The 11334-nt window shown below is 43.6% G+C and carries 9 protein-coding genes; 4 read left to right on the forward strand and 5 right to left on the reverse strand.

From position 1 onward, the window contains the following. Positions 1–348: 348 nt before the first annotated feature. The 3 genes from proC (at position 349) to KUV50_RS02140 (ending at position 3191) form a co-directional block, all read left to right on the forward strand. Entirely contained in the window at positions 349–1149 is an 801-nt protein-coding gene (gene proC, locus KUV50_RS02130) for a pyrroline-5-carboxylate reductase (RefSeq protein ID WP_222578429.1), read from the forward strand. Positions 1150–1179: 30 nt separating this feature from the next. Beyond that, entirely contained in the window at positions 1180–1950 is a 771-nt protein-coding gene (gene proB, locus KUV50_RS02135) for a glutamate 5-kinase (protein ID WP_222578430.1), read from the forward strand. A gap of 155 nt (positions 1951–2105) precedes the next feature. Beyond that, positions 2106–3191, forward strand: coding sequence for a hypothetical protein (locus KUV50_RS02140; RefSeq protein WP_222578431.1), 1086 nt, complete (start codon positions 2106–2108; stop codon positions 3189–3191). A gap of 134 nt (positions 3192–3325) precedes the next feature. Here the strand turns inward: KUV50_RS02140 and KUV50_RS02145 are convergent, their stop codons facing one another. Beyond that, on the reverse strand, positions 3326–4822 hold the full coding sequence (locus tag KUV50_RS02145) for a PhoPQ-activated pathogenicity-related family protein (protein WP_222578432.1): 1497 nt from the start codon (positions 4820–4822) through the stop codon (positions 3326–3328). Between the two features lie 238 nt (positions 4823–5060). On the opposite strand from KUV50_RS02145, the gene KUV50_RS02150 reads away from it, so the two are divergent. Continuing rightward, positions 5061–5477 carry a Uma2 family endonuclease gene (locus KUV50_RS02150; RefSeq protein ID WP_222578433.1) on the forward strand — a complete coding sequence of 139 codons (417 nt, stop codon included), beginning with the start codon at positions 5061–5063 and terminating at the stop codon, positions 5475–5477. A gap of 175 nt (positions 5478–5652) precedes the next feature. Here KUV50_RS02150 and KUV50_RS02160 read toward each other — a convergent pair whose 3' ends face one another. The 4 genes from KUV50_RS02160 to KUV50_RS02175 all read right to left on the reverse strand — a co-directional run bounded on the left by KUV50_RS02160 (position 5653) and on the right by KUV50_RS02175 (position 11015). Beyond that, positions 5653–6810: a hypothetical protein gene (locus KUV50_RS02160; protein WP_222578434.1), complete on the reverse strand. Its 1158-nt coding sequence runs from the start codon at positions 6808–6810 to the stop codon at positions 5653–5655. A gap of 585 nt (positions 6811–7395) precedes the next feature. Next, positions 7396–8949 carry a hypothetical protein gene (locus tag KUV50_RS02165; RefSeq protein ID WP_222578435.1) on the reverse strand — a complete coding sequence of 518 codons (1554 nt, stop codon included), beginning with the start codon at positions 8947–8949 and terminating at the stop codon, positions 7396–7398. A gap of 50 nt (positions 8950–8999) precedes the next feature. After that, positions 9000–10172 (reverse strand): sialidase family protein, encoded by a 1173-nt coding sequence (locus tag KUV50_RS02170; protein ID WP_222578436.1) that lies wholly within the window; start codon positions 10170–10172, stop codon positions 9000–9002. Positions 10173–10322: 150 nt separating this feature from the next. After that, positions 10323–11015, reverse strand: coding sequence for a FadR/GntR family transcriptional regulator (locus tag KUV50_RS02175; RefSeq protein WP_222578437.1), 693 nt, complete (start codon positions 11013–11015; stop codon positions 10323–10325). Between the last annotated feature and the right edge of the window lie 319 nt (positions 11016–11334).

Genomic DNA, 11334 nt, shown 5'->3' on the forward strand with positions numbered 1-11334 from the left:
AACCGCTGTGCTGAAATTTATTTTTTGATTCCGGGTTAATTTGTATCGGGGTATACTCTTAAGAAATAGGGGCAGTCTATTGGAAAAACGGTACCCTGCATTGTTTTTTAAAGACGAATGCATGGTATTTGTACCTTTGTACCCGAATTGATGGGGCAGACCTGTTGTTTAGAATTAACAATGGCACAGGCTAAAGGGGCATGAATACGCAACAAAATTTATCTACGCGGATTGAAATTGGCGTGTTGTTTTTTGAATCGCTTACGAGCTAGATAGATCTTGCAACGACAATGAAAAGCCCTAATTTGCATGCCTGCAATTTTGAATTATAAAATCTGAATTATAAAAATGAAAGTATTAGTTATTGGAGCCGGGAATATGGGATTGACTTATGCCACTTCCATCGGTGAGTCTAAAATGCTTAATGGTCGTGATTTGCTCATTATGGATGCGGCGCCAGATAAAGTAAAATCTTTAGAGAAAATTGATTATTTTGACGTTTATGATCGCATTGAAAACTGCATTGATAAAGCTGATGTGGTATTGATCGCTGTAAAACCTTACCACAGTGCAGCACTATTTGAATCTATAAAGGATCTGGTTCGACAGGATCAACTCTTTGTTTCCCTTATGGCTGGTGTGACCATTAAGACCATTCAGGAGGCTTTGGGTGTCAAGAAAGTGATTCGGACCATGCCCAATTTACCGGCACAAGTTGGCAAAGGGGTCACTTCGTTTACCAGTGCACCAGAAGTGAGTCAAGTGGAGCTGGATGTGGTTAAGAAGTTACTGGATACGACCGGAGTATCGTTGTTGGTTAAAGATGAACGAACGATCGATGCGTCTACGGGTATTTCAGGCAGTGGACCAGCCTATGTATTTTATTTTATGCAGTCCATGATGGATGCAGCGCTGGATATGGAATTTTCTCCGGAAGAAGCGAAGATGTTGGTTCAGCAAACGTTTGAAGGTGCCATTGAGTTATTCAATCAAAGTAACCTGTCGCCAGAAGAGTGGATGAGCCGAGTCGCTTCAAAAGGTGGAACGACGCAAGCAGCTCTGGACTCCATGGAGAATAATAAAGTTAAAGAGTTGATCAAAGAGGCAGCGTTTGCCGCATTTAATCGAGCAGAAGAAATTGGAAGGTAAGGTATTATGGACAAATTAAGCATTAAGGATATGTATAAGAAAAGGATCGTTATAAAAGTTGGAACCAACGTCATGACAAACAGGGACAATCGGATTGTCCGGCCTGTTCTTAAAAACTTGGTTAGACAGATTGCTGCGCTGTATGAGGAAGAGATTATGTCTGTAGTGATATCCTCCGGATCTGTCATTGCGGGCATGGAAGTACTTGGGGACAGTCACATAGAAGATAAGACCATTCGCAGACAGGTTTATTCTGCCATTGGCCAACCGCGTATGATGCGGTTGTATTATAATTTTTTCCGGGATTACGGAATGAAGACCGCGCAGGTGTTGGCGACCAAACGGGATTTTAATCCAGGTATTCACCGAGAGAATATGATTAACTGTTACGAAGGATTGATGTCCGAAGGCGTAGTCCCCATAGCCAATGAGGATGATGCGGTATCTGTAACCAAGTCCATGTTTTCCGATAATGATGAGTTGGCCAGTCTGGTTGCGGAGTTAATCGAAGCGGATATGATGATCATCCTGACAGATATCGACGGACTGTACACCGGGCATCCTGACGCAGAAGGGACTTCGGTGATAAAAGATGTAAAGATTCATGAGAATGTGGAGCAATATGTCCAGGAAAATGAAAAAGGAGAAGCCGAAGGTCGGGGTGGCATGGGTTCCAAACTCAAAATCGCTAAAGGAGCTGCAGCAAAAAATATCCCAACCTATATCGCCAATGGGAACAAAGAGGATGTTATTCTCGACATTGTCGCAGGTAAAAATGTGGGGACAAGAATCTCTTTGTAAATTTCAATTTATTGTTTTGTGTACGTGTGGTGTCTCGATATATAGTGTTGTTTTTTGGGTGATGTGTTATGTTGTGCGGAATTAAATGTGCGTATATAGAAATATTTGATTATATAAAGTTTTTATTGTATCTTATGGCGGTATGAAACATGTTTATGATGTCTATCGTCAAAATATTTGGCAATTTTCTGTGGGTCTGTCTTGCAATTTCAAATAGCTCCGCTCAATTCATTAGTGAGTTCCATTATGATAATATAGGAACAGGTACTGGGGAATTTGTGGAAGTTTTTTTGCCCGACCCGCAGCCCGGTACGGCCTCCCAATACCGGATATATCTGTATAATGGGAATGACAGTTTAGTATATGAGAGCCGAGGCTTGCAAGGAATTATGGTTGGCTGTGATGCAAGGCAACAGGGCTGTTATTACGTGTGGGAAAGAACAACCTCTTTTGTTCAAGATGGTCCACGCGATGGTATAGCACTTGTATTTCAGAATATGACGGATACCGTAGTCTTTGACTTTATAAGCTATGAAGGCGTTCTAAGGGCATTGGGAGGGCCTGCGAAAGGTATGATAAGTTCAGACATTGGCATTTCAGAAAATAACAGTACGCCCATCGGTTGGTCGCTTCAAAAACGATCAGACGATACTTGGTTTGCAGGCCCGTCCACACGTGGCGCTGTGAATCCGATTGAGTTGCTGTCATTTGAAGGAAAATACTTCGAGGATGCAGAAGGGGTTGTGCTAACGTGGCGGACAGCTTCCGAATTGAACAACCATTTTTTCGAGGTGCAAAGGAGTGATGATCAACGCTCATTTTATGCCTTGACTGAAGTCGAAGGGGCTGGTCATAGTCAAGAACTGCAGTCGTATACTTACGTTGATCAAAATATTGATCAACCACAGATATACTACCGACTCAAGCAAGTCGATTACGACGGGAGCTTTGCGTATTCACCGGTTATCACTGTCACGGTAGATGGTCCGGAACGAGCAGCGCTTGCCCATATCAATCCTGTTTTACGTAATAATCAGGAGATTTATTTGCCAAGATCTGACTATCGGCACCCCGTGGATCTTATGATCTATGATGGGTTGGGACGACAATTGTTTTATCAGAAACAGATGAAGCAGGGTGATTGTACTCCATTTAGATATGCGTCATCCGGTATTCTCTTTTATAGGATTCAGTCGCGTGGGCAAACCCATGCAGGACGTCTGCTAGCTCTTGATCATTGAATTAATACTGATATTCCTTTCCTATATTCCATCAGCAATATTTCATTCCTTTCGTAATATCATGAAAGACAACAGTCTGTGGCGTTTTTTTTACGAATTTTAACCATTAACCATTAACCATCAATAATCAATAATCACTGCTGGTGTCCTTTAGGATCTTTACTCTCGAAGGGTGGGTATGGATACTCGTCCGGAAGGACAACCGTCCCGGTGGTTAATTTTAATGGAATTTGATCCACACCGGGGAAGGTTAACTCCACGAAATAAGCGGTCCAACCCTCACTGGGCGCATCAACTGTGATCGTATATTTTCCGTCTGCTTCGATGGGAATATCCTGGCTTTGATATGCTTCGCCGATCTCTTTCAGCTGGAAGTTTCGCGCCGCCGGATTATGCGCTTTCCAGAGTTTGACTGCAATCGGCTTATGATTGTCGTTTGTTTTGATGGATGTGACCCCGTCTTTAACGCTCCAGTCAAAATCCGGACGCGATTGATTGGCCAAGATCATTTGATAAAATGAGATTAATGAAGTCAGCACGTCTGAGTTTTTCATCCCGTGATCGGTGTTGGGAATATAACGGAGGTGTTTTTCCCCTTTCAGATCTTTCCAGTAAAACTGCCAGGAATCAGGCAGGAAAAATTGGTCGCCGGCCGCATTGAGTATTAGCTTCGGGATGGTAAGTTGGTCCAGAAAACTGTACGGTTCGGTCAGCCGAACCAGTGCTTCATACTCTTTGGAATCCTGCCATTCCATGATGCCTTCGTGATTGTAATCATATATGGCATCTGCCCAGCGGCCGTATGCCCGCCAGTGATGCTGGAAGGAGGGGACCATGTTCAGTAAATCGATGACAAGGGGAGCTATAGCTACCACCCGTTTGTCAACGGCCCCGGTGGTCCAGGTGGTCCATCCTCGTTTGGACGCGCCAGCCACTACATATTTTTTTATCGTATTGGTTTTATTCTCTTTTTGGGTTAGATCGGTGATGGCGTCCATGGCACGAACAGCGGCTTTGGTCATGGGGAAACGCGCTAACCATTCGCCATCTTTGTCCTGACCACCTCCCTCTAAGAATCTTCGCCAACCGAAAGCGATGAGTTCATCTTCTTTCCGGGGGCCGAAATCATCATTTTTGAAAACTGTATGTTGATTGGGAACATTGTGTAGCTTGGCCACTACACTCCTTGTGTTTTTGGCAATTTCCAGGATTTCTCCACTCGCTTTTTCTGGCATGTTGGAACTTCGGCTGCCTCCGCTGATAAATAAGAAACCTGTCTCTGGAACCTCCCCATCGGGAACGACGACCGAGACCCAGTGCCACCAGGTTGGATCCACGACTTCTTTCGTGCTCAACCATTCCTGAGAAATCATACGTAACACATAGAAGGTGTATCCTGATTCTTTCTTCTGAAAAGCAATTTCATATTCAAAAGCATCGTCCGGTGTATAGACATAATCCGAAAGCGGGTTCTTGGCTCGGCGATGATCTTGCTGGGGTTCCAACTTTGAGACCGATGTCCCCGGAGACTTTTGTGCTGATCTGTTGCAGGATGGAGCAACAAGCAGGGGCAAGATGAAGAGGACTGGTAAGAAAATGTGGATTATTTTTCTTGGAAAGACAACAAGCATGTTTCTATCAATTTTGAGGTGAAAAAGAAAATGTATTTTTGAACCAAAGTCAAAATTAACAAAATGATTGAGAAATTGGGTTATAGAGATGTTAATCAGGCCGGGATGAATATAAAAAACAGATTTGTACCTTAATCAAGGACTGTATTAAACCTGGGGATTTTACATCTATGTTCGGTTGTTCAAACATATAATCAGGATTATATCGTTTATTTAAAACGAATTAAATTATTCAGGAATGTCAGTTGTAGCAGTCAACAAAAGATTGATCACCAGTGAAGAATACCATAAAATGGGTGAGACCGGGCTGTTGAAGCCTGATGAAAGGATGGAACTTATTAACGGAGAAATCTTTACTATGGCCCCCATTGGAACCAGGTATTTTGCATCGGTTAACAAAATAAATGCACTTTTTGTCCCGGTATTTGTTGATCAATACATTGTCAGTATTCAAAACTGTATCCACGTTGATAAATGGAACGAGCCCGAACCTGATTTGGTTATTTTGAAGAAAGATAAGAAGGAATATTCAAAAATACTTCCAGGTCCTAATGGTACTTTGGTAGTTGTAGATGTGTCTGATATAACTTATAGTGTAGATAAAAAATCAAATGGCCCATATATACTTCACCAGGTATTCCGGAATGTTGGGTAGTGAATTTACCGGAAGATTGGGTAGTGAATTTACCGGAAGATCGTATAGAAGTATATTCTGACCCGGAATCAGATCGGTATAAAGATCAGACCATTTTTAATCCCGGGGATAAAGTGTTTGATGTTTCGGAAATTCTTATAAATCGATATAAATAATCAGGTGAAGAGTTTATCTATTATTGTTCAATCTGAAATTTCTGCCATTGTTCACCATTGATCCTGTTGTCGATTCTGGGATCGTAAAGTGAATTATCCGTTCCAAAATATTCGCCATCTTTATTGACCCAATAATAGCGGCTCCCGGCCTCAACCTGGTACCGTTCTCCGGTTTCACCGTTGCCGATGATGGCGTGGCCGCCAATAGCATTGACTGTACGGGATTGACCGGCATTGACCATATTGTTCCGTTTGAGATAACCGGCGTGGTTGATGTCTGAAATTTCGCTGTAAATCTGACCAACAGACCGGCTGGCAGCTCCTCTTGCCTGTATAGCTGTCATTCTTTGCTGGTGGGCTTGCGCGCTTTGTGCGGAAGCCTGTGCCCAAAATGCATCATTCTGACGGATCTGGCCTATGAGCTTTCCGTTCATATACTGCTGCCACTGTGGGTTGATTTCCGTTTGAGAAACGGCATAGAGATAGGCTTCTTTTGCTTTTTGAAACTGCGATGCCGGAGCCTCCATTTCGGACGTTTGCAGGGTCCAGTTGATTATTTGCCCTTTTTGAGTCACAAGTTGCACAAGCGTAATCAACGATTGATGGCCCTGGGTATCCTTCCATTCTGATCCCAGCGTGTAAATGCTTCGATGACTTCCTGTCTGCGGCAAAGCGGCCGTAAATCTTTCCCAAAATGCCTGAACACCTGGTACGGAATAACTTCTGACGAATGAATATCCCTGTGCTTCTGCAGAGGGTCTGATCAGTTGATCCAGTATTTGCTGTAACGAATAAACCGGTGCGATTTGCTGGCCGGACATTTGAATGGTTTGCAGTGCAAATGGATCCTGGGAGTATCCATATTGTTCTGTTTTAGGTTGACTGACTTTAATGCCATTCGGTCCGGTGATAGAATAGGGAGCGTTGGGATCCTGATGCATGAGCCAGCTGGAGGGCAGTGGGGAACGTGACTGAATCAATCCGGATTTCCGGTCCCGGTAATATTGAAATTTCAGGAGATCGTCATTCTGATGTTTTGTATTTTGATTGTCAGTGTTGATAACCATTTTCTGTGCAGAATGCACCACTTGCGAATGGCTATCTCTCCCTTCTTGAGAAGTGGATGAATTGCAGGAAATGACCATGGGAATGAGTACTAAAAGCAATGAAAATTTCATAATAGATTTTTTTTCAACGTCTTTAAAAAAACAGTTGTACTCTCCTCAAGGGGGTAAAACAACCGGTTTAATTTACAACAAGAATCTATATTTAACATCGAAATCATTCGGAAATGTCATCAATAGAATTCAATAAGCTATTGATCAGCAGTGAATAATACCATAAAATGGGTGAGACCGGTCTGCTGAAACCCGATGAGAATGTGGAATTGATCCACGTAGAAATAATTAATAAGTGTCCTGTGGGATGTAACCATGCAGCTATAGTGGAAAAGTTGAATGAATTATGGGCTCAAGCTTTTGCCGGTAGAGCCATAATTCGGATGCAAAACCCTACAGAACGAATTTTCATCCTCGTGACCAAATAACCTTACTCGACAAAAATTTTGATGTGTCTGAAATACTGACCTTATCATGAAGAAAGGGTGGCCAGCGGGCTGCTTTTGTAGTAGAGCATATCATCGGCTAAATCCTGGCCATTCGGCCAGGCTATGCTCCCATTTTTTACAAATACTTTCTTGAGGTATATTTTGATATATCAGCGGATAAAAGATACGAATGAGAGATTTCAATCCATGTCTAAAATTAATTTAATTTCAAAAGTACCTCTTTGAGTTCCTTATAAAGTATGGGTGCTGTCTCCGGCCCCAATGAATTTTCTTCGCCATATGGACTGTTGTTGTCGTGATACAACCAGGGTTCTTTTTCGTCCCATTCGCTTTTGGGGATGATGTAGCCGACCAGATCATTTGATAGTCCGATGTAGTAATGATAATCGCCGGTCATGAAGTCTTGAAGCGGAGGAGTTTCTATGGGTTCAATGTCGAAATCTTGCCCGGGAGGAGATTCCACGCCACCAAAAACAATCTCCGGATACAGTTCACCCGGAATACTGAGCCAGGTTGATGGACCGATCCGTAGGCCGGCCACCTCTGACGTCGCCTTGAACCACCCGGTCATCCCTCTGTGAAGCAGACCGATGGAAGAAGCAATCCGAAAGATGGTGTTTTTTACGGGTACAAAGACTGTTTTGGCCTGCAGTCGCAATGGATCAAAACGAGTTAAAGTATCTGCATTTTCCAATGCTTTCAAAGACCAGATCGCTACTTGCTCTCCGATGGCCCGCGCCTTTTCGAACGAGGGTTCAGTGTATTCTTCGTTTCGAAGCGAATCATAGATGGATAGTGAGGAGTGAGGAGCCATCAACCCGCCAATTACGCCGCTGAAAAAAACAGAAGTTCCACCCAGTCCTTTCACCAGGGTGTCCCCCTGAATACTAATTCCTTGTTCCAGGGCGTCCCGGATGTAATGTGGGTAATCGGAACTAATCAATAAGTTCTTACTCCATAGAGCCTCCGGATGATTCGACCAATTGACTATTGAACCTAAGGTGGTGTCTTGTTCTGCATCCAGAACTTCCATGATTTGAATGCCGGTCGCTTTCACGATTGGCTTTCGGGTATCTTTGATCAAGATGGAGTCCTGACCACTTAGATCCTGACCGAGAACAAGCTTTGCTGGTCTTAGACGGGTACATGCTTCTTCAATGGAATTTACCACTTGTTCTTTTAACCATTTCATATGTTCGGAGTCTACCCCTGATTTAAACATACTGGGCCCCCAGATGCCCACCAGGTCATTGCTTTCATGAGTGTGGGTAGAAGAGATTAGCGTATAATCAATATTGAGGTCTGCTGGGATTGCTTTGCGTATGTCAATGACATCGGAATGCATAAAGCCTATGGCATCGAGCGAAACCAGGGCGATCCTCGTCGTCCCATCATCCACCACTACCGTTCGGGCCCAAACGTCATCGTGTACGCCATTTGCAGGTCTGTTATTGTGAAAACCAGCGATCCATACCGCATCAAATTTCCCGTTGTTATTCAGGTCGTTGTAAGTTTCACCTTCGTCGAACCGGGCATTTCCATTGGTGTCATTCCAGGTGTCTGCAATGGTGGGGGTGACGGGTTTCTTTGCAAAGCCGACCTTGTAGTTTACCTGGTCAACGGAATGATTGATGGACAGGTCTACCTTGTACCCGGGGTGTCGGTCCCGATTGTTGTATACGACAAATATGAGAATAATAATGATCAAAAGGGCGGCAACAATAAGTGCCCATTGAAGGAGTTTTTTCATTGGTTTATTAGGTTTTAGGGTTCGCTGAGGTTGATCTTTATGGTGGGCGTTTATTGACCACCATCACTTATTATTTTTCGATTGTTAAAAACTTTGAGCATACTTTCGTCATACTTCGGTGACAATATATCATCTTCAGTGAAGCTGGTCAAGTATATTTTTTGTTCACCTGTTCGACTATAATCATACGCGATGTAAATAGGTCCATCTTCGGTTTGCTGGCCATCCGGATAGGATACGGAAGGTCTTTCATCCAGTAACAATCCTCTTGACCAAGTGTTCCCGTCATCTTGAGAAATGAAGGCCATCAGATGGGATCTTCCGGTGCGAACTTGTATGGGGCCGTGTTTTACTACCAACAGATTTCCTGAAGCCAATTTTCGTATAAAAAAACGGGCGCTTGGGTGTTCAACTTTTGGTTTCTGTAAAGAGCTCCAGGTTTTTCCTCCGTCACGAGAGGTGCTTTCACCGATGCCTGATTTCGTTCTCGCCCACAGCAAAAGGGCACCATCGTCTTTCTCTACGATCATATGCTCATCAAAGGTCCTGATTTCTTCAGGTACGTGGGCCGCTCCTTTGATGTTCCACCTTAGACCGCCATTTATAGTAGATACTACTTTAGCGCTATTCTCTGTCAGGTACCAGGTAGAGACAGGAAGCAACCATTCCCCATTTTTCAAAACGGTTGGCTTGCACATCATCACGCCATCTGTTATTCGGTAAGGTTTTGACCATACAGGGTTTTCATGGTCGTCATTTTGGAGGGTTGTCGCCCAGACACCGGCAATTTTGCCGTCTATTTTCTCCTGGATTTTGCCAGCATAGCCTTGGGCCCAAAAAATCCAGAGTTGCCCTTCAGGATCCATCCATACTTCCGGATCAAAAGCCCGAACAGGACCCTCTCGGTCCGGGTCGATAACGAGGACCTCTTTCCAGGTAGAACCCTGGTCGTGACTATTGGCCACCACTACATAGTTGTTTTCATCTTCGCCAGGGCTGATTCCTGCATACCATACCGCCCATAGGGTTCCCGAGGCTGTCACGGCTAAGCTAGGTATACCTGTAAATTTTCTATTTTCAGGAGAATATAATTCATGTTGACCGGGCGTTTTGATGAGGTTGGGAGAAGATAGGAAGGTGGGATTGCGCTGTGAATATACGGAGTTTTTGATGGACAGCGATCCGGCGAGGGCTAGTAATAGGAGAAGGAGTGATTTTTTCATACCCGTTGTTTTTGATTTACCTTTTGATGAACAGCGCTTTTAATAGGTGTCTAATATAAAAGATTAAAAGGAAATAGAATGCGCATGATTTTCGAAGCTATGTGCCGGGCTTGGGAGAGAAGAATGGTTTGATATTGTCATCCGTTTTTCTTACAAATTGATCAATTTAAAATAGGGTCCCAGATGGATTTCCATAGCTTGTCGGAAGTCATAGACGGTACCGGATTTTAACACCTCTACCAATTGATCATGATGAACATGATCAGGGGGTGCAGTGATTTCTTCGCCATTCCGGTATTCGGTGAACACGTGGTCAAAGACCGGGAAAAGCATTTTTTGAAATCGCTTGAATGTTTCATTGCCGGTCATGCTGTATAATTTGGTGTGAAATCTGATTTCTTCTTCTTTTGTTGGCCGTTCGATGCTTTGTTGACTGGTTACGATCTCTTCAAGTTCCAGAATATCTTTTTTAGTTTTTCGCGCAAATAAAAATTCGGCCATACCCATTTCGTGGATGAGTCGGATCTCAAAGACATCCCGGAGTGTTTTGTCGCCCAGTATATAGGGATTGAGGACGCGCTCCAGACCACCCAGGATGTCTGGCCGGGCCATAATCATGCCCCGCCGCGTCTTGGATTCCACGATGCCCAGCATGCGGAGCCGGCTGAGGGCTTCGCGGACTACATTGCGACTGACCTCCAGTTTTTCGGCGATTTCGACTTCACCGGGCAATGAGTCACCGGGCTTGAAACCGTTGTCTTCAAAATATTCTCGCAGGATATTTTCTACACGGTCGGTCATGGAAAGCGAATTCAGGGGGCGAAGCGGTGATTTTTTAGTCATTTAAATCGCTGATTTTATTGTTAATGGCTTGATTCCTAATTTGGGAGTTTACTGATTAAATTGGACTTTACAGCAAAGTTCCATCCTAAGTATCTGCTTTGGTTGAACAATTTCTTCTCAAAGGTACTATAAATATAATTTTATGATTGATTTGATATTTCAATTAAAAATGTCAATTTGTCCAACAATTTGGCATTTTCGGAATCCAGTAGCCCACCTGGGTAGGGTTGTCGGAAGGTATAGTGTATTTGGTCGGCGAGTAACCTGAGAGGCATCGACCGTAGGCCTAGCAACATGAATCGATTGAAACTGTACCAAT

The sequence above is a fragment of the Membranihabitans marinus genome, from assembly GCF_019802045.1.
Classification (GTDB): domain Bacteria; phylum Bacteroidota; class Bacteroidia; order Chitinophagales; family Saprospiraceae; genus Membranihabitans; species Membranihabitans marinus_A.

Bases quoted from the DNA above. Each gene is read 5' to 3' on its own strand.
- proC (WP_222578429.1), top strand. From the start codon at position 349: ATGAAAGTATTAGTTATTGGAGCCGGGAATATGGGATTGACTTATGCC.
- KUV50_RS02140 (WP_222578431.1), top strand. From the start codon at position 2,106: ATGATGTCTATCGTCAAAATATTTGGCAATTTTCTGTGGGTCTGTCTT.
- KUV50_RS02165 (WP_222578435.1), bottom strand. From the start codon at position 8,949: ATGAAAAAACTCCTTCAATGGGCACTTATTGTTGCCGCCCTTTTGATC.
- KUV50_RS02175 (WP_222578437.1), bottom strand. From the start codon at position 11,015: ATGACTAAAAAATCACCGCTTCGCCCCCTGAATTCGCTTTCCATGACC.
- KUV50_RS02145 (WP_222578432.1), bottom strand. From the start codon at position 4,822: ATGCTTGTTGTCTTTCCAAGAAAAATAATCCACATTTTCTTACCAGTC.
- KUV50_RS02150 (WP_222578433.1), top strand. From the start codon at position 5,061: ATGTCAGTTGTAGCAGTCAACAAAAGATTGATCACCAGTGAAGAATAC.
- proB (WP_222578430.1), top strand. From the start codon at position 1,180: ATGTATAAGAAAAGGATCGTTATAAAAGTTGGAACCAACGTCATGACA.
- KUV50_RS02160 (WP_222578434.1), bottom strand. From the start codon at position 6,810: ATGAAATTTTCATTGCTTTTAGTACTCATTCCCATGGTCATTTCCTGC.
- KUV50_RS02170 (WP_222578436.1), bottom strand. From the start codon at position 10,172: ATGAAAAAATCACTCCTTCTCCTATTACTAGCCCTCGCCGGATCGCTG.